This is a genomic window from Methylobacillus methanolivorans, assembly GCF_054588515.1.
The window spans coordinates 912,924-932,694 of sequence record NZ_BAAILT010000002.1 but is presented as its reverse complement, the minus strand read 5'-3'; the positions used below and the strand labels follow the sequence as shown (position 1 = coordinate 932,694).

The following is a 19,771-nucleotide window of genomic DNA, read 5'->3' as shown; positions in this document are numbered from 1 at the left end:
CATTAAATGAGGGCAAGCGAAATGGAAGGGACCAAATTGGAAAAGCCTTATGTATTACACTTTATTACGCCATCAAAGAACGCGAGTCCTTTTGATGTCAACATGGCATACGATGCAGGTTACGATGCCATTGCACAATATACCAATGTGCAATTGAGCGAAGTGACTGGCCTGGTACAAGATGCCATTTTCTCTCGCGGTCCTCGCGGCGTATGGCGTACTGGCATGCTGATCGGTGGTCGTGATGTTGATTTGGCCATGGATATGCTGGAAACAGCCAAGAAGTCCATGGTGCCTCCATTCGAGATTTCCGTGTTTGCCGATCCATCCGGCGCTTTCACTACTTCTGCTGCCATGATGGCCCGCGTTGAGCAACTGCTGATTAAGAATTTTGGTGGCACGCTTGAAGGCCGTAAGGTTAGCGTCTTTGGTGCTACCGGTCCTGTAGGTGGCTGTACTGCCGTGATTGCATCCAAATACGGTGCGACTGTGCAGATGGTGGCACACAAGACCATGGCAGATGTTGAAGAAAAGGCTGCAGCATACAACAAGCGTTATGGCACCAATATTGTCTGCGTGGACGGTAGCAGCGATGAGCTGAAGACCCAGATTTTGGCAAGCACCGACATCGCGCTTTGCTGTGCAGCAGCTGGTGTTCGCGTGTTGACTATTGAGCAAATGAAAAGCTCCAAGACATTAAAAGTTGTCGCTGACGTGAATGCCGTACCACCGACAGGTGCTGAAGGTGTGGGCGTGATGGCTGATGGCGTATTGATCGAAGGTACCGAGATTTATGGTGTAGGTGCATTGGCGATTGGTAACATCAAGTACCAAACGCAACAACGCCTGTTCAAGCGTATGCTTGAAGGTCAAAGCCATGTTTACATCGACTTCATGACCGCTTTTGAATTGGCACGTAAAGAGCTCGTGTAATTCAACTGAATCATAAAATTGCAATCGTGGCGGCGAATGTCCGCCCTTATGTTGTTGCAGCGTCGGCAGCAGGATATCAAGTCCTGGCTGCCGATGTTTTTGGTGACGAAAATACGTTGCAAGCCAGTGCCAAGCATCTTGTGCTGGATTATGGCAAGCAGGGCTTTGTGCCAGATGCAATATTGCACTGCCTTTTGCCTGCAATGCGTGAGTTCGGCGCCCAAGATTTGCTGTATGGCAGCGGTTTCGAGTCTCAGCCTACCTTACTTGCGCAAATCGCTTCGCAAGTTAATTTGATTGGCAATGCTTCAGAGGTTGTGGTTGCTAGCAAAAACGCCCCTGTTTTTTTCCAGCGATGCCGTCAATATGACATCCCTGTGCCAGATACCTGTGTTGACCCCTCGGCTATTCCACCAAATGACTTGTCTCGCTGGATATGCAAGCGCCAGGGGGGCTGTGGTGGTATGCATATTCAGCACGTGGATTTATCAGTGCGTGATGACGATGTCTATTTCCAGCGAATTGTCGATGGTGTCCCAGTTTCGTTGCTGTTCATGGCTCACGAGTCGGGTGTCTCTGTACTAGGCTTTCAGAGGCAAGTGGTATCTCCGACCAATCAACTGCCGTATCGTTACGGTGGCCTAGCAGGGCCGTTAGTGTTGCCTGATAGCATCAAGCAGGGCCTGATACAGGCTGCGCGCGATTTATCTGCGACATTGGGCTTGCGTGGCTTGAACAGTCTGGATGTGATGGTGCAGGGCGAACAGTTTTGGGTGTTGGAGGTGAATCCGCGCCTGAGTGCAAGCCTGGGCTTGTATCCTGTTGCCTGGCAAGCAGAATGGCTGGCGGCGCATATATCAGGAAAGCCTTTAATTTCTCACCCAATAGCGCTAATCCAAGCAGCGGCGAATCTGGTATTCTACGCTCCTTTCGATATACGCATTCCGCAGCATTTTCCATGGCCTGAATGGGTAGTGGACAAGCCTTTGGCGCATACCCTGATCGCACGCGATATGCCGCTTTGTAGTGTTCAAGCCGAGGCTGGTGATGTGGATGCGGCAGAAGCGCTTGCAAAAACACGTATGACATTATTGAGCGCTATGCTCAAGCCATATACAACCATTGATATAGATAAATTAGGAGAATCTCATGTCCGAGGCTGCGATTGATACCAGTTACTGGCCTAGCGTTAATCAGCTTACCAATCCGTTGGTTAAATATCTGGTCGATAATGCCAAGACCTTGCGCCTGCTGGTAGAGAAATTGCCAAGTGGAGCTACTGTCATTGATGCGGGCATCAATGCTGAGGGTGGTCTGGAAGCGGGGCGATTGATTGCCGAAATCTGCATGGGTGGTTTGGGTCATGTCAATCTGCAATCTTCCAACACATTCCCGCACTGGCCGTGGGCACTATCCGTGCATTCCAATAATCCAGTGCTGTCTTGCCTGGGTAGCCAATATGCTGGTTGGAGCCTGTCTCATGAGAAGTTTTTCTCTTTAGGCTCTGGGCCTGGTCGTGCGCTGGCTGGCCGTGAAGAGCTTTATAAAGAGCTGGGTTACAAAGACAGTGCTGATGCTGCCGTGCTTGTGCTGGAAAGCGACAAGGTACCTCCGCAGGAAGTGGTGGAAAAGGTGGCGCGTGATACTGGTGTCAAGGCAGAAAACCTGACTTTTATCCTGACGCCTACACGTAGCCTCGCTGGTACTGTGCAGATTGTGGCGCGTGTGCTGGAAGTTGCCTTGCACAAAATCCATACCTTGCATTTCCCATTGGAGAATGTGGTTGACGGTATGGCGAGTGCGCCATTGCCACCGCCAGCACCGGATTTCCTGATCGGCATGGGACGTACCAACGATGCGATCCTGTTTGGTGGTCATGCGCATATCTTCGTTAAGGGCAGCGATGAAGCGGCGGCCAAGCTGGCTAAGGAGTTGCCAAGCAGCGCTTCCCGTGATTATGGTCGCCCCTTTGCTGAAGTGTTCAAGGCCGTCAATATGGACTTCTACAAGATTGACCCGATGTTGTTCAGTCCTGCTGCAGTGACCGTGACTGCGGTTGAGTCGGGCAAGAGCTTCACTGGTGGTAAGCTGGATGCGGCCTTGTTGGATCAGTCATTTGGTTATAGTGCATAGTGAATCAACGCATTCCGGTTTTTACCGACGATCCCGGATGGCATGGCAAGCGCCTCAAGGAGGCGTTTGCTGCGCGTGGATATGAAGCGGTATTTGTTTCACTGAAAGAGTGCACATTGAATCTGGTGGGCAATGGTTTGCCGCCAGTGTTGATTCCAGGGTTTGAGCGTGAGTTGCCCAAAGGCGTCTTTGTGCGAGGAGTGCCTGGCGGCACGTTGCAGCGTGTGATTGCGCGGCTGGATATCCTGCATGCACTCAAGTTGCTTGGCGTGGTGGTGTATAACGACGGGTATGCGGTCGAGCGCACTGTTGATAAAGCCATGACCAGTTTTCTGCTACACCTAAACCATGTGCCTACGCCGCAAACCTGGGTCTGCGAGTCGCGCTACCAGGCCCAGGAAATCTATCTGCGGGAAACCATGGCAGGGCGCCCATTGGTGCTCAAGCCTTTATTCGGCTCGCAGGGTCAGGGTATACGCAAGCTTACGCATGAAACTCCATTCCCTATCCCCATGGAGCAGTATGTAGATGGCCTTTATTATCTACAGAGCTATATTGATAGCGGCGAAGGGGCCTGGCATGACCATCGCGTGTTTGTGATCAAGGGGCAGGCGGTAGCTGCCATGATTCGCCATGGTAGCCATTGGGTAAATAATGTGGCCCAAGGTGGACGTTGTGAGGCGATTGAGGCACAGGGTGAGCTGGCACAATTGGCCGAGGCTGCTGCCAGGGCGGTCAATGTCGATTATTGTGGTGTGGATGTAATTCGTGATGGTGACGGTAAGCTTTATGTGCTGGAGGTCAACAGCATTCCAGCCTGGAAAGGATTGCAGGGCGCTACCGGCGTAGATATTGGGCAGCTGCTTGTTGATGATTTTCTGTCGTACATGCATACACAGCCAGCTTTGACGGTTGTTTCATGATGCATCAACGTATTGCTGAAGCGTTTCGTGTGGCTTGCATGGCGGAACTGAGCAGCCTTAAGCCTGGCAATGTACATATTTTTGCCGATGGTCATGGCATGGTTGTGCAGGAGTTCATCCATAGTGCCGATGCTGTGGCTGGTGTGATTGCGCAGCCTGGTTTATCGGTAGGTCAGCGGATATTGGCCTCTGTCGAGGCAACCTGGAAAGTGGTGGATTGCAATACCAATCTTGGCATTGTTCTGCTGTCTGCCCCCTTGATTCATGCGGCTTTATCCAATACGGCCACAGGCTCGCTACGCGAGAAATTGCAGCTTGTATTGGCCGAGTTGGATGTTGATGACGCTACGCTTGCTTTCAAGGCGATAGCCCGTGCTGCTCCCGGAGGTTTGGGTGATGCTGATGTACATGATGTGCATGAGGCACCCACGATCAGCTTGCTTGTTGCCATGCAGGCTGCTGCTGAGCGTGACCGTATTGCCTGGCAGTATGCGCACGGCTTCGAGGATGTTTTTGGCGTAGGTGTTGAGTCTTATACGCAGGCGCTGAACAAGTGGGAAAATCCGGCTTGGGCAACGACGGTGCTTTATCTGACATTGCTGAGCGAGTTTCCAGATAGCCATATCCAGCGGAAATATGATCAAGTACGTGCAGAAGAGGTCAGCCGTCAGGCTGCTGCGCATCTTCATGCTTTGCTTTCCCATGAAAACCCCAAGCTGTATCAGCGCACATTGCTGCAGTTTGACGCAGAGCTGAAGGCGCAAAAGCTTAACCCGGGAACCAGTGCCGATCTGACGGTGGCCACCTTGCTGGCCTATACTTTGTCACAAAGTGATGCTCTATAGTTATACCCGAATTTCAGTTATACTAGCCCGATTCCCTGGGAGGGGTCTCGGGCCTATTCGTGGCCTGAACAGCCTCCAAGCTGGGCAAGCAAATTTTCAAGCGTAATATTTCTGTATTTTCTCAAGGAGGAGCAATATGGCTAATTTATTCGATCAACTTAAGGAATTCACCACGATCGTGGCTGACACCGGTGACGTGGAAGCGATCAAGAGCGTTAAGCCCTACGATGCAACCACCAACCCATCCCTGTTGCTGAAGGCAAGCACACTGCCACAATACGCTCCGCTGATCGACGAAGCGATTGCTTATGCCAAGTCCCAAAGCGGTGACAAGGCACAACAAATCGAAGATGCTGCTGACAAGCTGGCTGTGCTGATTGGCCAAGAGATTCTCAAGCACATCCCAGGCAAGATTTCCACTGAAGTGGATGCGCGTCTGTCCTTTGATACCGATGCTATGGTGCAAAAGGGTCGCAAGCTCATCAAGCTGTACGCTGATGCTGGCATTTCCAAGGACCGCGTGCTGATCAAACTGGCTTCCACATGGGAAGGCATCAAGGCTGGTGAAATCCTTGAAAAGGAAGGCATCAACTGCAACCTGACACTCTTGTTTAGCTTCGCTCAAGCACGTGCATGTGCTGAAGCTGGTGTATTCCTGATCTCCCCATTCGTTGGTCGTATCCTCGATTGGTACAAAGCCAAGACTGGTGAAAACTACACTTCTGAAACTGATCCAGGCGTGTTGTCTGTTCGCAAGATCTACGCTTACTACAAGGAGCACGGTTACAAGACCGTCGTGATGGGCGCTTCCTTCCGTAACACTGGTGAAATTACTGCACTTGCTGGTTGTGACCGTCTGACAGTTTCTCCTAACCTGCTGGAAGAGCTGAAGGCTACCGAAGGTAACCTGCCACGCGTACTGGTGGACAATGGTGCAACCAAGCAACGTCCTGCTCTGTTGACAGAGAAGGAATTCCGTTTTGATCAGAACGAAGATGCGATGGCAACAGAAAAGTTGGCTGAAGGCATCCGTGGTTTCGTGGTTGACCAGAACAAGCTGGAAAAGGCATTGGCTGAAAAGCTGTAATCGTTTCAATCGCCTAGATGCCAGCGCCTCATTGGCGTTGACATCCGGCGCGCTTGGCGATTACCATTGCCGTTCCGCTTTTGTATAAAAAGTAGTTTTGATTTTTAGTAGTACTCAATTTGTAACCCTTTTGGAGGAAGTATCGTGGCATTGACACAAATGGCATTAGATTCACTGGATTTCGACGCAACTGTTGCGCTGGCTGAAAAGGTAGCTCCACACGTTGACATTCTTGAAATCGGTACACCATGCATCAAGCACAACGGTATCAAGTTGCTGGAAACTCTGCGCGCAAAGTTCCCTAACAACAAGATCCTGGTTGACCTGAAGACTATGGATGCTGGCTTCTACGAAGCTGAGCCTTTCTACAAGGCTGGTGCTGATATCACTACCGTTCTGGGCGTAGCTGATCTGGGTACAATCAAAGGCGTAATCGACGCTGCTAACAAGTACGGCAAGAAGGCACAGATCGACCTGATCAATGTTGGTGACAAGGCTGCTCGTACTAAGGAAGTTGCTAAGCTGGGCGCGCACATCATCGGCGTTCACACTGGTCTGGACCAACAAGCTGCTGGTCAAACTCCTTTTGCTGACCTGGCAACTGTAACTGGCCTGAACCTGGGTCTGGAAGTTTCCGTAGCTGGTGGTGTTAAGCCTGCTACTGTTGCACAAGTTAAAGACGCTGGTGCTACCATCATCGTTGCTGGCGCTGCTATCTACGGTGCTGCTGACCCAGCTGCTGCTGCTGCTGAAATCACTGGCCTGGCTAAGTAATTTTTCGCTTAAGCTAAGCTAAAAAAATCCACCATACGTAGCTCGTAAGAGCTAAGTTGGTGGATTTTTTGTTATGGTCTTTTAGAATTTCATCATCGTTTATTTAAGGTGAATGCTATGAACAAATATCAAGAGCTCGTGGTCAGCAAGCTGACCAATGTTATCAATAACACTGCTGAAGGCTATGACGACAAGATTTTGAGTCTAGTCGATGCAGCCGGCCGTACATTTATCGGTGGTGCTGGCCGTTCCTTGCTGGTTTCCCGTTTCTTTGCAATGCGCTTGGTGCATGCAGGTTACCAAGTTAGCATGGTCGGTGAAGTTGTTACTCCAAGTATCCAAGCTGGTGATCTTTTCATTGTGATCTCTGGCTCTGGCAGCACAGAAACCCTGATGCCTTTGGTTAAGAAGGCAAAGAGCCAAGGTGCCAAGATTATCGTTATTTCCATGAAGGCTCAGTCCCCAATGGCTGAATTGGCTGATCTGGTTGTGCCAGTTGGTGGCAACGATGCCAATGCATTTGACAAGACTCATGGTATGCCTATGGGTACTATTTTCGAGTTGTCCACCCTGTGGTTCCTCGAAGCGACTATTGCCAAGCTGGTAGATCAAAAAGGTCTGACAGAAGAAGGTATGCGCGCGATTCATGCGAACCTCGAGTAATTTTCACTCTTGGTGAATGAAAACCCGGATGTGCCTGAGGCCTCCGGGTTTTTTGTTGTTTATTTTTCAATCCTGTGTGAACTTATTTTTAAAGTATTACACTAACTCGCCGTTACCTTTCTATCATCGTCGGAATTGCAGCTGTGCTAATGCGACGGGTGGAGGTCGTTGTTGAATTTGTATGGAAGCAAATTATTATCGTGCGGATTCACATAGTTTTCATAAACTATGTATAATATTTGCAAATTTTCAGGCTTGACGTTAAACAGACGTAAGGCAGTTAGATGGCATAGCTAACCCAGCAATGTCGACGTGTTTCTACGGAAACTTTATATTGGAGAATGAAATGGCAGTTATTGATCGCGTTTTAGTAGGTGAAGCTCTTGTTATTGACAATCGTCCTGACGGCAGCGGCCTCGACCTGCTGAACGTAGCTCACATCGATCTGATTATTGGACCACGCGGTAGCGCTGCAGAAGATGCTTTCTGCCGTACCTTGACCGACCAAAAGGAAGGCGTAAACGGCCTGTTGGCTATCGTGGCTCCTAACCTGATGGTGAAGCCTGCTACTGTGATGTTCAACAAAGTAACTATCAAGAACGGTAAGCAAGCTGTTCAGATGTTTGGCCCAGCACAACGCGGTATCGCGATGGCTGTGATGGATTGTGTTGCTGATGGCACCATCCCACAAGAAGAAGCTGATGACGTATTCATCTCCGTAGGTGTATTCATCGACAGCCGTGCTGACATCGATGAGCGTATCCAAGAGTGGAACTACCAAGCAACTAAGCAAGCGATCAAGAACGCTGTTGCACGTGAGCCTAAGGTAGCTGATGTACTGAAGAGCTACAAGGAATCTGCTCACCCATTCCAAGCTAAGTAATCATTTAGATTGGAAGATCCGGTATCGCCATCATGATGCCGGACACCAGATAAAAGCCCTGATATTGCTATCAGGGCTTTTTGTTTTATAGGCTTCCCAGTGAATGCAAGCTTGCGGTATCTAAATCTCCTTGATGCAGGGCACTGGCAACAAGGCTGCCTTTTATGCCTAGTTGATTCAGCAACTGTAGGTCGGCTAGGTGGCGAGTACCGCCAGCAGCATAGAGTTGGTGATTTGGAGCGCGGGCGCGCAATTCTTTTAATCGATCAATATCCGGGCCATTATTGCTGCCGACTTGTGGCAGGCTCATGATGATGACCTCTTGTGGCCATAAGCTAGCATTTTCTAGCAACTCCTCTGGGCCTTGGTAGCCAGCGAAGGTAAAGTCTAGTGACAGAATATGGCGGTTCGCACAGGCCAGCGAAAGTTGATGCCAAATGTTGATGTCAGGAATACTTTCGGTCCCTAATACCGGGCGTATGCGTTCATGTTGCCAGAGTTCGATATCTGTCATTGAGTGAGTCCCGGCGTCAATCCATATTTCCAGGCTCGGGTGTGCATCCAGTAAAGCGCCAACGAGGGGGCGATGATGTCCGCGCTGTTGTATGGCATCCAGATCAGCAATGTAGAGGCTAGGGAATGGGTATAATCCAAGCAGGGCATCCACAATGTCTGAGACTGTACTGCCCTGGCACAAGCTGGATAGAATCGGCTGGTAATGTGCACGATTGCCTTTGCGGGCGTGAACGACGACGCCATTCATCAGATCAACCACAGGTATAACTTGCACAAATACTCCTTTTTACTCGACACGATTACCGGCTTCTATGCGTATTCTGGTGTGTGAATACCTGACGGCAGGGGGATTATACCGTGAGCCTATTCCCCCAATGTTGGTGAAAGAGGCCGTCCTGATGCGTGATGCGATGCTGGATGCCATGCGCCACATGCCTGGGGTACGGATATTCACGATACATGATGACCGTGTGCCATCTCCAGGGCATGTAGATTCGTGCCATGTATTGCAGGGTGACGATATGCCTTGGCAGGTGTGGACATCACTCATGGCAGAGGTCGATCTCATCTGGTTGGTCGCCCCGGAAAGTGCTGGCGTGTTATTGCAGATGACGGCACTAGTAGAGTCATCTGGAAAAATATTGCTTTCTAGTGCTTCATCAGCAGTTGAAGTGACCAGCAGCAAGTGGCAAACCTTCCAGCACTTGCATCGGGCTGGTATGGCCGTGGTAGAAACAACGCGTGCACCTGCTTACCCTGCAGTGACACAGGGCTGGGTGGTTAAGCCTGACGATGGCGTGAGTTGTGATGGCGCACGTTATTTCCATGAGGTTGCTGCGTTAGAGAGCTGGTTAAGCGATATGCCAGCGGATTACGTCATCCAGCCTTATGTGGAAGGGCAAGCAGCCAGCCTGACCATGCTTTGTCGCGACGGAAAATCATGGCTCCTTGCGTGTAATCAACAGGTGGTTGAGTTCGATCAAGGCGAGATTGCATATTGTGGTGGAGTAGTGAATGGCTTGATTGGGTACTGGCAAGAATTTGACGGGATTGCGCAGCAGGTGGCTGCTGCTATTCCTGGATTGTTTGGTTATGTCGGGGTAGACCTGATCGTTGGTCTTGATGGTCGATTGCATGTGCTGGAGGTGAATCCTCGCCTGACGACTTCTTTTGCCGGATTGCAAGCGGCAATGGCCTATAACCCGGCGCGGCTGTTGCTGGACTTGCTTTATAATACAGACTTTACGCTGCCCGCCGAGTTGCAGCGCAACCGAATTGAAATCAATCTGAATGACTGAAACAACCCCGTCAGCCCAACAATATCTTGGTTGGGACATAGGTGGTGCCAATCTGAAAGCGGCATTAGTGCGCGCAGATGGTGTTGCCGTCAAGGTAGTGCAGGTGCCTTGCCCATTATGGCAAGGGCTTGAGCAGCTGGATGCGGCGCTGGATGCAGCACTTGCGCAGTTGAATGTATCGCAGGGTGTACGCCATAGCGTGACCATGACGGGTGAACTGGCCGATATTTTCCCTGATCGCCCAACGGGTGTATGGCAGATCGCCACACGCGTACATGCCAAGTTGAGTGGAGATGTATGGTTTTTTGCCGGTGCTGATGGTTTCGTCCCGTTGGCGCAGGTGCAGGCTCACAGTCATGTGATTGCATCAGCCAATTGGCTGGCCAGTGCGGCCTTTGTTGCCCGAAGGTTGAAGCAGGGCCTGTTTGTCGATATTGGTAGCACCACAGCCGATTTTGTCTTGTTGCAGGATGCGCAGCCAGCCAACTTGGGGACAACGGATGCCGAACGCATGCAGCAAGAAGAGTTAGTTTACACCGGCGTGGTGCGTACATCACTCATGGCATTGGCTTCCCGGGTGCCTTTCGCCGGGCAATGGCACAATCTTGCGGCAGAGCATTTTGCCACCACAGCCGATGTCTATCGTTTGCTAGGGGAGCTTGACCCGCAGGAAGACATGGCTGCAACTGCCGATGGTGCAGGGAAAAGTGTGGAAGAGACCAGCAGGCGTCTGGCACGCATGGTGGGATGGGATGCTGGTGATGCCGATAGAGCTGCTTGGATCCATCTGGCGCAGGCATTCAAGCAGCAGCAGCTGGACTTGCTGCGCCATGCGACTTTGCGCAATCTGTCACGTAACCTGATTCGGCCAGGCACACCATTTATTGGCGCAGGTGCTGGTACTTTCCTAGTGCGCGAGCTGGCCCAGCAATTGGGCCATGAGTTTATTGCTGCGAGTTCATTGATAAAAGCCGAGTCTGATCAAGTGAGAAATTGGGCCGGGGTTTGCCTGCCTGCTTATGCAGTGGCTAACCTGGGTATTCCTGCGACGGGTGGGGAGGCGTGATGCTTAGGCGAGAACTGCCATATTACGCAGATAGCTCCACACTGTTTGCCAAGATCGCCCAGCGACCCTGGGCAATTTATCTAGATAGTGGGCGCCCCGGCAATGAATACGGGCACTATGACATTATGGTAGCTGATCCTGTCATGACGTTGACGACACGGGATGGTGTCACTGAAATACAGGACCAGCAGGGTGTACATGAGTCGGACCTTGACCCTTTCTCGCTATTGAAACAGGCATTACAGCAATACCCTCGTTTAGAGTCAGATTTACCCTTCACGGGTGGTGCTGTTGGTTACTTTGGTTACGATCTGGCGCGCAATATTGAATCCTTACCTGCCCAGGCCCACGATGGTGAGCGTATTCCCGCGTTGATGGTGGGTATTTATGACTGGGCAGTCATTGTTGATCACCGTAAACAGCAAGCCTGGCTTGTGTCTTGCGCCATTACCGAAGCGCGCAAGGCTGAGTGGGAAACCTTATTTGCATTGTTCACACATGCCGGTAAGCAACCGATTGCTGCTTTTTCGATCAATTCGCCTGTCCGTTCTAATGTTGATGCGGCGACTTATCAGCAGGCATTTGAGCGCATCCAGCGTTATATCCACGAGGGCGATTGCTACCAGGTGAATCTGGCGCAGCGCTTTAGTGCTGCGGCAGAGGGCGATGCATGGCAGGCATATCAATACCTGCGTGCAATAGGCCCGGCACCATTCATGGCCTTCATGAACCTGCCAGGGGTGCAGGTATTGTCTGATTCACCAGAGCGCTTTCTCCAGGTGAGTGGTCGTCATGTGGAAACCCGCCCAATCAAAGGTACGCGACCACGCTCAAGCGATGCTGGTGAGGATGCTCGCCAAGCGGCAGACCTGCAGAGTAGTCTGAAGGATAGAGCAGAAAACTTGATGATCGTCGATTTGCTGCGCAATGATATAGGCAAGAGTTGTGCGACGGGTTCGGTGCGGGCGGATCGCCTGTTCGTGCTGGAGAGCTATGCCAATGTTCATCATCTGGTGAGCACGGTGACGGGCAAGCTGGCTGATCAATACGAGGCGGTTGACTTGCTGCGCGGCGCTTTCCCCGGTGGCTCCATCACAGGTGCGCCCAAGCTACGGGCGATGGAAATCATTGAAGAGCTGGAGCCGCATCGTCGCGGTATCTACTGCGGTGCCATTGGCTATATCGGTTTTGATGGCAATATGGATACCAATATTGCCATCCGCACTGCCGTTTATTCACACGGGGAAATCCGTTTCTGGGCTGGAGGTGGTATCGTAGCGGATTCGGAAGGCGATAAAGAATATCGTGAAACCTGGGATAAAGCATCAACCATGCTAAAACTCGTCGAACATTTTCGGGGTGACCAAGATGTGGGTAATTAAACTGGGCGGTAGTCTTCTCGGCTCATCTGAGCTTAATCTCTGGCTGGATATTGTCGCGCGCCATGGAGATGGCAAGGTGCTGATCGTGCCTGGCGGCGGCATCTTTGCCGATGCGGTGCGAGATGCGCAGATCAGCAGTGGTATTGATGATGCGACCGCACACCGCATGGCGGTGATGGCGATGGATCAATATGGTGTGCTGATGACGGGCCTTAGCCCACGCTTGGTGACAGCCAAAAGCGAGCTGGAAATCGCTGAGCGCGGCTGGCAGCACCGTGGCATTGTCTGGTTGCCGAGCGACATGATCTGCGCCGATGAAAGCATTCCAATGAACTGGGGCATTACTTCTGACAGCCTGGCTGCCTACCTAGCTGCCAAGCTCAATGCCGAGCACCTGATCCTGGTGAAGTCCTCACGCCCTGATGCAGACCAGCAAGTATCCCTTGAAAAACTCACCAAGGAAGGTTTTGTCGATAGTGCCTTTGGTGATCATATTGCTGGCCGGGCATTCAACACCTGGGTGGTTGGGCGGCAGGATTGCGTGGCATTCAATGATGGTTTTAGCGAGGCAGAACTGGAAAGGGTAGGTTTGCCAGTTCGATGTGCCTGGAATTAAAGGAGATATGCGATGAGTGAAGCCGAACGTACCTACAGTGAAGCGGAAATCCAGACTAGGCTACAGAAAGAATTGCCGCACTGGTATTACGAAGATGGCTGGATTCGCCGCAAATACAAAACTAGTGGCTGGAAAGCGACCCTGATGGTGGTAAACACGGTGGGGCATCTTGCCGAAGCTGCCTGGCACCATCCCGACCTCACCGTTTCCTATGCTTTTGTCATCGTCAAGCTTTCTACGCATACAGCCAAGGGCATTACCGATAAGGATTGGGAGCTGGCGCATAAGATAGAGTCTGTGATCCAGTGGCAGCCTGCCAAAGAACAAGGTGCTCTAGAAGGCACACCAAATGAGGATGCGCGCTTCAAATATATCAAATACGATTAATCGCTAGCGACTCGCTTGCAAACCAAAAACGGCCAGGATGATGAATCCTGGCCGTTTTTTTATTTCTGCCTTTAAAGAATTTGATACTACTGCCGATAGATATTTTGTAATTATCATATTTTTCATATTTACTGTATTTATCAAAATGTGTATGCTGTGTTTCAGAGTTATGCAAAATGCCCAGCATAAATTGACTAAGTAGCTAAAGGAGATAGACATGTTTTCAGTGATGAAGCAGTGGCTGGTGAACCTTTACCAGGATGAAGAAGGTGCGAGTGGTATTGAGTATGCCTTGATTGCAGCCATGGTAGCCGTGGTAATTGCTGGGTTGTCTGGCAATGTGAGAACCGCAGTCACAACAATTTTCACAAACATTAGTACTGCACTGACTACTGCTGCTACTTAAAAGGCAGCTGTGATGCTAACGATGCTATGTATCTGGGCGGGATTGCTGGCTTTTTATGATTTCTCGCAAAGGCGCATTCCCAACCTACTCAGCTTGGGAGCATTGTTATTCGGTTTCAGTTATCTGTTGATGACTGGGCAGGTTTTCTACTACGACCAACCCATCTCCTCTGCCTTTTGGGGTCTGGCCGTAGCTTTTCTTCTGACGATTCCTGGATATGCCACCAGAACATTAGGTGGTGGGGACGTCAAATTGCTGGCAGCGATAGCTGTGCTTTGTGGCGTGAAGGTGGTCGTGGCGAGTTTTGTGTTGGCATCGCTTGGCGTGCTGGCAGGTTTGATGATTTGGTGGCAATTGAAGCCGCAGTTGGTGACTTCTGGTTGGGTATCGGTAAGCAGGGAAAGCAACAAGCGGCGGTATATCCCATTTGGTGCCGCATTGGCCTTGGCAATGGGCGTTGTCATCTTGTTTCCGGAAATATGGGGGATGGAATCATGGCATCTATAACATGCATTTCGAGACAATCTTCATCCAGACGCAGGCAATCAGGTGCGGCGGCCATTGAGTTTGCCATGCTGTTTATGTTGTTCTTCACCTTGTTCTACGCGTTGGTGACGTATGCCATTTTGTTCTTGTTGCAGTCGTCTTTTGTGTTTGCCGCTTCAGAGGGCGCGCGCGCTGCCATTGCGGTAGATCCCATGGCGTATGGCAGTAGCGCTCAATATGCCAGCGAAGGCATTACCTCGCGGGTGAGGCATACAGTTGGGAATGCATTGACCTGGTTGCCGCAAGGCGTGCGTGAGCATGTGCTGGGTGCAGGCAATAGCAAGGTGGTGGTGGATGTGGTTGGGAGCAGCCTGACCGTAAGGGTGGTGTACCCCAATTACAACAATAATCCGGTGATCCCTATCCTGAATATTCCCGGCTATGGGCCGATGCTGCCTATGCCACTGGATTTACAAGGTAATGCCAGAATCAATCTTGTTTGAGCTGGCATTACTGCTGATTTCAACAGCGGGCCATAATAAAAATGAGCGGAAATGCATTAAGGATTACAGCAATCCTTCTATTCATCGGGGCGGTATTGGTGGGATGGTATGGCATCCGGGCGAGTCATCGGCAGCCCGAGGTGCACGCGCCAGCCCCAGTGAATGTCGTGCGCCATTCTCAGGTGGTGGCGCGGCAGGATATTCCAGCCGGGCATGTATTGTTGCCGGAGGACCTGGCAATGAAGGAAAGCGACAGCCAGAACTCATTGGCGTATAGCACCACGGCAGACTTGATAGGTCGCATGGTGGAAACTGCGATTGAGAAAGATGCCCCTGTGCTTTCTACTTACTTCGCTCAGCGTGGCCCAGCCGCGCAATTGCTCAAGCATGGGGAGCGAGGCGTTGCCATCAAGGTCGATGAGGTGATTGGTGTTGGTGGCTTTATCCAGCCGGGCGACCATGTTGATGTGCTGGTGTATATCAATAGCAGTAATGGCATGACAACAGATAGCTTCGCGCAGTCCATCATCAAGGATGTACGCGTGATTAGTTACGGTGAAGTGTTGCAGCAGAATGTCTCCTCCTCAAGTATCTCCCCCGGATCAGCCTCTATCCTTGCTGATAGCGAAGGTGGCAAGGCGCAGGCATTGAGTGGACATTCTGCTGTCATCGCCGTCAAGGAGGAGGATGTCTCGCGCCTCATGCTGGCAGCTAGCGGTGGAAATCTACGCTTATCCCTGCGTGGCGCCAGCCCAGATACGCCAAAGACATCCAATGACTTGGTACGTCTCTCCGAAATTACTGGTTTACAACAATCAAGCAAGCCCCCTGTAGTACCTAAATCAATAAAAGCAATGCCTGCAAAGAAAAATACCGAAGTGGTCAATGTCATTGTCCATGCCGGTGATAAGACAGAAACCATCAGCTTCAAAGGACGGTAAATGGCTGCATTCTATTCACGGGGAAAACTGGCCGGTGTGGCAGGCGCATGCTGGCTAATGGTCGCACAATCGGCCTGTGCCGAGGAGATGCTTGTCAGCATTGGGCAGCAAAAGCTTTATGAGCACACAGTGGCATTGCAACGCGTTGCGATTGCCAATCCTGAGGTGCTTGCAGTGACCATGACTAGCCCCAAGACGATGATGATCGTTCCCAAGGCGGTGGGCGCGACAGAAATCAGCTTGTGGGATAGCACGGCTACCCAGCCAGCGCGCGTGTTGCAAGTGAGTGTGGCTCCATCGCTCGCATTGGAAAACCAGGGGTTGAAGGCGGCCGATGCTAATGATCTGCATGTGCAGCCAGCTGGAAATGGTGTGGCCCTAGTGGGTGAAGCTCGGTCATTGGAAGAGCATGCACGTGCATTGGCATCGTTACAGAAAGACCGCAAGGGTGCTCTGGATGTGGCAAGCAGCGAGTTCGAGAGCCACGTGCAGATTGACATCAAGGTGGTGGAGGTCAGCAGGCAGAATGTCATGCGCTTTGGATTGTCTCTGGGGCAAAGCAATATAGGACGTGGAGATAAGTCAGGATTTGTAATTGGTAGCCCTAACAATCTAAGTAGTGTTACCAATAGCAATCACATCAGTGATGGTGATTTTCCGGGGCAAGGTTCAGCGGCTAACAACGTTGGCAAAGGATTTAACTTTGCAAGTGGATCTGGGTTTTTACCAATTCTGAATGCATTTAATTTAGCAGTTGGTAATAAAGGTTCAGGGTTACTTGGCACCTTGAGTGTTTTAGAGGGTAATGGCTTCGCTTACACACTGGCCGAGCCCTCCTTGTCTGCCATTTCAGGCCAAACCGCTACCTTTCTTGCCGGTGGTGAATTTCCGGTGCCGATCAGGACCGGTGGTGGGGCGGATAGTGCTATCACTATTCGCTACAAAGAGTATGGCGTTCGCCTGATGCTGACACCCACTATCCTCAGTGGCGAGAGGATTTTTCTCAAGGTGGCTCCCGAAGTGAGTGAGCTGGATTTTGCCAATGCGGTGCAAACCGGTGGTGTCTCTGTACCTGGCCTTAAGGTAAGGCGCACAGAAACCAGCGTATCGCTTGGCAACGGTGAGAGCTTCGTCATCAGTGGCATGGTGAGCCGTAATACCGTGAACAACATCGACAAGATGCCTTGGCTGGGCAATATCCCCATCATCGGTGCTTTTTTCAGCTCCAAACGCTTTGATCGCGAGGACAAGGAGCTATTGATGGTGGTGACGCCGCGCCTGGTCCGCCCAATTGCCCGCAATGCTGAATTGCCAACGTTGCCGGGAGATGAACTCAAGCACTTCAAGCCATCATTCAGCGAGTTTTTCCTCTCGCGTGATGCCTATCCAAAACCACATTCAACCGGGATGTCACGCTAATGCAGGAAAGCCGAAACTATATCGTAGTCAGCAATGGCGATGAATGCATACGCTGGCTCAGGAACATTTCCGACCATTCCAGCAAGTTTATCTTTGTGGAAGAGCAGGATATCCGCAAGGTATTGCAACTAGTGGACGCCGTGGATATTAATGCTGTTTTGCTGCATATGCGCTCACAGGATTTCCGTCAGGAAGTCGCATTGTCGCCTGCATTTTTGCAGGAGATCGCTTTCATCGAGGAAATTAGCGCTACGCGACCTGATTTGCCAGTGCTTGCCTTGGCAGAGACTGCGGATGAGCAATTGCTCTTGACGATTATGCGGGCGGGTGCGAGGGACTTTATCCGTATCGGCACCAAGGAAAACGAGCTGCTTGCCATCCTGGGGCGCTATAGCCTGCGCCACGCCATCCGGCGTGAACAGTCTACCCCTCAGCTGGAGTCTGGGCAGATTACTGCCATTATCAACGCACGCCCAAGCCCTGATTCGGCGATGCTGGCTATTCACCTAGCCCAGGCAATGCAGGAAACGGAATCGACTCTCTTGGTGGATCTGGGCATACCTCATGCCGATAGTCTGTTGTTCATGGGTTTGCAGGGTAAATACAGCTTTGTGGATGTAATGCGTAACCTCGCACGCGTGGATGCGACCTTGATCGATACTGGTTTTGCACGCCATCGTTCCGGCTTGTCTGTCTTGTCCATGCCGGATGATCCAGAGGACGACTTCCAGATTTCCCCTGCGGACATTTACACCGTATTGCGCACGTTGAGGAAGCATTTCTCCCAAGTGGTGATCAATTTGGGAGGCGTGACGCGCGTGGATTTCCTGCAATTGTTGTTGTCAGCGGTGGATCGCACCATATTGGTGGCGGAGCAGAGCGTACCTAGCTGTAAGCGTAATTACGAGCTGCTGCGTGCTTTGCGGGCGCAAAATGAGCTGCAAAATACTGGATTGGTGCTGGATCACTATCTCCCACGCTTATTGCCGGATGCGGATAACATCGCTAGCTCATTTGATTTGCCGCTACTGACGATGCTGCCCCCGGCGGGCATGATACGTCTGTCCTCGGTAAATACTGGCGATAGCATCCTGGAGTTAAGTCCCAAAAGCCAATATGCGGTTCGCATACGTGAGCTTGCACAGACCTTGCAGGACAGCAAGGATAAATATACGCGTAAGCCAGGCCTGCTGGCGAGCCTGCAGCGTATTTTCAGTGATTGGCATATCTCCAGATCCAAATTGCTATCATGAGACTCTCTGAATATCGCTTTGATCTCAAGGCTGCGGAGCAATCGCAAGATACCAAGCTCCTGCTGCATAGCTACCTGATTGCCGAGATCGAGCAGGACAGAGCAGACCTGGCCAATATGTCGCGCCAGCAGATGATCACCTATGTGAATAGCAAGGTGTATCGCTATGTGGCAGAAAAGCAATTGGTGGTGAGTGCCTATGATCTGGAAAAGCTCACCGAGGAAATGGTAGATGAGCTCGCTGGCTTCGGCCCGCTGGAAACCTTGATCAAGGATGACAGCATCAACGATATTCTCGTTAATGGCGCGCGGGATATCTTCGTCGAGCGTAAGGGCAAGCTGGAAAAAAGCCAGTTGCGCTTTATTGATGACGAACATGTCCTGAGGGTGATTCGCCGCATCTTGTCGCCATTGGGGCGCCGTGTGGATGAGGCCAGCCCGACCGTAGATGCGCGCTTGCCGGATGGTAGCCGGCTTAATGTCATCATTCCGCCTTTGGCATTGAATGGACCTTGCATGTCCATCCGTAAATTTCGCAAGACGCCGATTCTAGGCAATGATCTCTTGGCTTACGGCACCCTGAACTCACAAATGTTGAGTTTCCTTACCAATGCGGCCCAGCGCCGTGTCAATACTATCATCAGCGGCGGTACCGGCGCCGGCAAGACCACCATGCTTAACTTCATGAGCCGTTCAATTCCCTCAGGTGAACGTATTGTCACGATTGAGGATGCTGCTGAATTGCGACTGGAACATGAGCATGTAGTACGCCTAGAAACACGGCCACATAACCTCGATGGCGTTGGGGAGGTGACGGCGCATGACCTCGTGCGCAATGCCCTGCGCATGCGGCCAGATCGCATCATCCTAGGCGAGGTGCGTAGCAAGGAAGTGATGGACATGTTGCAGGCCATGAATACCGGTCACGAGGGGTGCATGAGTACCGTGCATGCCAATAATCCTTCCGATGCCTTATTACGACTCGAAACCCTGGCAGGCCTAGCAGGCTTCCAAGGGGCGGAGGCAACCATGCGCAAGATGATCGCAGCCGCAATTGAGCTGATCGTTCAAGTGACCCGTATGCCTGATGGTCGACGTCGAATTACCTCAATTGTGGAAGTCGTCGGGATACGGGATGACCGTTTTGTGACCAATGAGTTATTCAATTACGACCTGGAAATAGAGCAGTTTGCCAGCCTGCCAGTAACGCCGAGTAATCCCAAGCTCCGTGGAGCGCTTGCTTTCAGTTAGGAGGAGT

General features: G+C 51.3%; 22 protein-coding genes. 21 read left to right on the top strand and 1 reads right to left on the bottom strand.

What is annotated here, in order from left to right:
- Positions 1-36: 36 nt before the first annotated feature.
- From LG202_RS05665 to fae, 9 genes are all read left to right on the top strand, one after another.
- Positions 37-933 carry an NAD(P)-dependent methylenetetrahydromethanopterin dehydrogenase gene (locus tag LG202_RS05665; RefSeq protein WP_230348050.1) on the top strand — a complete coding sequence of 299 codons (897 nt, stop codon included), beginning with the start codon at positions 37-39 and terminating at the stop codon, positions 931-933.
- Between the two features lie 26 nt (positions 934-959).
- On the top strand, positions 960-2,102 hold the full coding sequence (locus tag LG202_RS05660; RefSeq protein WP_230347427.1) for an ATP-grasp domain-containing protein: 1,143 nt from the start codon (positions 960-962) through the stop codon (positions 2,100-2,102).
- Entirely contained in the window at positions 2,083-3,066 is a 984-nt protein-coding gene (gene mch / locus LG202_RS05655; protein WP_230347426.1) for a methenyltetrahydromethanopterin cyclohydrolase, read from the top strand. The genes LG202_RS05660 and mch overlap by 20 nt, the downstream gene beginning before the upstream one ends.
- Positions 3,066-3,989 (top strand): ATP-grasp domain-containing protein, encoded by a 924-nt coding sequence (locus tag LG202_RS05650; RefSeq protein ID WP_230347425.1) that lies wholly within the window; start codon positions 3,066-3,068, stop codon positions 3,987-3,989. The genes mch and LG202_RS05650 overlap by 1 nt, the downstream gene beginning before the upstream one ends.
- Positions 3,986-4,834, top strand: a complete 849-nt coding sequence (locus tag LG202_RS05645; protein WP_230347424.1) for a triphosphoribosyl-dephospho-CoA synthase — start codon at positions 3,986-3,988, stop codon at positions 4,832-4,834. Before LG202_RS05650 ends, LG202_RS05645 begins: the two co-directional genes overlap by 4 nt.
- A gap of 136 nt (positions 4,835-4,970) precedes the next feature.
- Positions 4,971-5,921: a transaldolase gene (gene tal, locus LG202_RS05640; RefSeq protein ID WP_230347423.1), complete on the top strand. Its 951-nt coding sequence runs from the start codon at positions 4,971-4,973 to the stop codon at positions 5,919-5,921.
- Positions 5,922-6,065: 144 nt separating this feature from the next.
- Complete coding sequence (gene hxlA, locus LG202_RS05635; RefSeq protein ID WP_230347422.1) at positions 6,066-6,695, top strand: 3-hexulose-6-phosphate synthase; 630 nt, start codon at positions 6,066-6,068, stop codon at positions 6,693-6,695.
- A 117-nt stretch (positions 6,696-6,812) separates the two neighbouring features.
- A complete protein-coding gene (hxlB, locus tag LG202_RS05630; protein WP_230347421.1) occupies positions 6,813-7,358 on the top strand; it encodes a 6-phospho-3-hexuloisomerase in 546 nt (181 codons plus the stop codon).
- A 346-nt stretch (positions 7,359-7,704) separates the two neighbouring features.
- A complete protein-coding gene (fae, locus tag LG202_RS05625; RefSeq protein WP_230347420.1) occupies positions 7,705-8,241 on the top strand; it encodes a formaldehyde-activating enzyme in 537 nt (178 codons plus the stop codon).
- Between the two features lie 85 nt (positions 8,242-8,326).
- Here the strand turns inward: fae and LG202_RS05620 are convergent, their stop codons facing one another.
- Positions 8,327-9,031, bottom strand: coding sequence for a HisA/HisF-related TIM barrel protein (locus LG202_RS05620; RefSeq protein WP_230347419.1), 705 nt, complete (start codon positions 9,029-9,031; stop codon positions 8,327-8,329).
- 37 nt (positions 9,032-9,068) lie between these two features.
- Here LG202_RS05620 and LG202_RS05615 point away from each other — a divergent pair, with 37 nt between their 5' ends.
- The 12 genes from LG202_RS05615 (at position 9,069) to LG202_RS05560 (ending at position 19,764) form a co-directional block, all read left to right on the top strand.
- Positions 9,069-10,055 carry an ATP-grasp domain-containing protein gene (locus LG202_RS05615; protein ID WP_230347418.1) on the top strand — a complete coding sequence of 329 codons (987 nt, stop codon included), beginning with the start codon at positions 9,069-9,071 and terminating at the stop codon, positions 10,053-10,055.
- A complete protein-coding gene (locus LG202_RS05610; RefSeq protein WP_230347417.1) occupies positions 10,048-11,121 on the top strand; it encodes a hydantoinase/oxoprolinase family protein in 1,074 nt (357 codons plus the stop codon). The genes LG202_RS05615 and LG202_RS05610 overlap by 8 nt, the downstream gene beginning before the upstream one ends.
- The gene (gene pabB / locus LG202_RS05605) at positions 11,121-12,503 is read left to right on the top strand and encodes an aminodeoxychorismate synthase component I (RefSeq protein WP_230347416.1); all 1,383 of its coding nucleotides are present in this window, start codon (positions 11,121-11,123) and stop codon (positions 12,501-12,503) included. Before LG202_RS05610 ends, pabB begins: the two co-directional genes overlap by 1 nt.
- Positions 12,490-13,119 (top strand): amino acid kinase family protein, encoded by a 630-nt coding sequence (locus LG202_RS05600; RefSeq protein WP_230347415.1) that lies wholly within the window; start codon positions 12,490-12,492, stop codon positions 13,117-13,119. The genes pabB and LG202_RS05600 overlap by 14 nt, the downstream gene beginning before the upstream one ends.
- Positions 13,120-13,131: 12 nt before the next feature.
- Complete coding sequence (locus tag LG202_RS05595; protein WP_230347414.1) at positions 13,132-13,506, top strand: 4a-hydroxytetrahydrobiopterin dehydratase; 375 nt, start codon at positions 13,132-13,134, stop codon at positions 13,504-13,506.
- A 217-nt stretch (positions 13,507-13,723) separates the two neighbouring features.
- Positions 13,724-13,912, top strand: a complete 189-nt coding sequence (locus tag LG202_RS05590) for a Flp family type IVb pilin (protein WP_230347413.1) — start codon at positions 13,724-13,726, stop codon at positions 13,910-13,912.
- Positions 13,913-13,924: 12 nt separating this feature from the next.
- Positions 13,925-14,419, top strand: a complete 495-nt coding sequence (locus tag LG202_RS05585; RefSeq protein WP_230347412.1) for an A24 family peptidase — start codon at positions 13,925-13,927, stop codon at positions 14,417-14,419.
- Positions 14,407-14,901: a TadE family protein gene (locus LG202_RS05580; protein ID WP_230347411.1), complete on the top strand. Its 495-nt coding sequence runs from the start codon at positions 14,407-14,409 to the stop codon at positions 14,899-14,901. Before LG202_RS05585 ends, LG202_RS05580 begins: the two co-directional genes overlap by 13 nt.
- Positions 14,902-14,942: 41 nt before the next feature.
- Complete coding sequence (gene cpaB / locus LG202_RS05575; RefSeq protein ID WP_230347410.1) at positions 14,943-15,842, top strand: Flp pilus assembly protein CpaB; 900 nt, start codon at positions 14,943-14,945, stop codon at positions 15,840-15,842.
- Positions 15,843-17,261, top strand: a complete 1,419-nt coding sequence (locus tag LG202_RS05570) for a type II and III secretion system protein family protein (protein ID WP_230347409.1) — start codon at positions 15,843-15,845, stop codon at positions 17,259-17,261.
- Positions 17,261-18,514 (top strand): AAA family ATPase, encoded by a 1,254-nt coding sequence (locus LG202_RS05565; protein ID WP_230347408.1) that lies wholly within the window; start codon positions 17,261-17,263, stop codon positions 18,512-18,514. The genes LG202_RS05570 and LG202_RS05565 overlap by 1 nt, the downstream gene beginning before the upstream one ends.
- Entirely contained in the window at positions 18,511-19,764 is a 1,254-nt protein-coding gene (locus tag LG202_RS05560) for a CpaF family protein (protein ID WP_230347407.1), read from the top strand. The genes LG202_RS05565 and LG202_RS05560 overlap by 4 nt, the downstream gene beginning before the upstream one ends.
- The last annotated feature ends 7 nt before the right edge of the window (positions 19,765-19,771 follow it).

What these genes read in the sequence shown, in the direction of transcription:
- mch (WP_230347426.1), top strand. Translation starts at nt 2,083, where the DNA reads ATGTCCGAGGCTGCGATTGATACCAGTTACTGGCCTAGCGTTAATCAG.
- LG202_RS05645 (WP_230347424.1), top strand. Translation starts at nt 3,986, where the DNA reads ATGATGCATCAACGTATTGCTGAAGCGTTTCGTGTGGCTTGCATGGCG.
- tal (WP_230347423.1), top strand. Translation starts at nt 4,971, where the DNA reads ATGGCTAATTTATTCGATCAACTTAAGGAATTCACCACGATCGTGGCT.
- hxlB (WP_230347421.1), top strand. Translation starts at nt 6,813, where the DNA reads ATGAACAAATATCAAGAGCTCGTGGTCAGCAAGCTGACCAATGTTATC.
- fae (WP_230347420.1), top strand. Translation starts at nt 7,705, where the DNA reads ATGGCAGTTATTGATCGCGTTTTAGTAGGTGAAGCTCTTGTTATTGAC.
- LG202_RS05615 (WP_230347418.1), top strand. Translation starts at nt 9,069, where the DNA reads ATGCGTATTCTGGTGTGTGAATACCTGACGGCAGGGGGATTATACCGT.
- LG202_RS05610 (WP_230347417.1), top strand. Translation starts at nt 10,048, where the DNA reads ATGACTGAAACAACCCCGTCAGCCCAACAATATCTTGGTTGGGACATA.
- pabB (WP_230347416.1), top strand. Translation starts at nt 11,121, where the DNA reads ATGCTTAGGCGAGAACTGCCATATTACGCAGATAGCTCCACACTGTTT.
- LG202_RS05600 (WP_230347415.1), top strand. Translation starts at nt 12,490, where the DNA reads ATGTGGGTAATTAAACTGGGCGGTAGTCTTCTCGGCTCATCTGAGCTT.
- LG202_RS05595 (WP_230347414.1), top strand. Translation starts at nt 13,132, where the DNA reads ATGAGTGAAGCCGAACGTACCTACAGTGAAGCGGAAATCCAGACTAGG.
- LG202_RS05590 (WP_230347413.1), top strand. Translation starts at nt 13,724, where the DNA reads ATGTTTTCAGTGATGAAGCAGTGGCTGGTGAACCTTTACCAGGATGAA.
- LG202_RS05585 (WP_230347412.1), top strand. Translation starts at nt 13,925, where the DNA reads ATGCTAACGATGCTATGTATCTGGGCGGGATTGCTGGCTTTTTATGAT.
- LG202_RS05580 (WP_230347411.1), top strand. Translation starts at nt 14,407, where the DNA reads ATGGCATCTATAACATGCATTTCGAGACAATCTTCATCCAGACGCAGG.
- cpaB (WP_230347410.1), top strand. Translation starts at nt 14,943, where the DNA reads ATGAGCGGAAATGCATTAAGGATTACAGCAATCCTTCTATTCATCGGG.
- LG202_RS05570 (WP_230347409.1), top strand. Translation starts at nt 15,843, where the DNA reads ATGGCTGCATTCTATTCACGGGGAAAACTGGCCGGTGTGGCAGGCGCA.
- LG202_RS05565 (WP_230347408.1), top strand. Translation starts at nt 17,261, where the DNA reads ATGCAGGAAAGCCGAAACTATATCGTAGTCAGCAATGGCGATGAATGC.
- LG202_RS05560 (WP_230347407.1), top strand. Translation starts at nt 18,511, where the DNA reads ATGAGACTCTCTGAATATCGCTTTGATCTCAAGGCTGCGGAGCAATCG.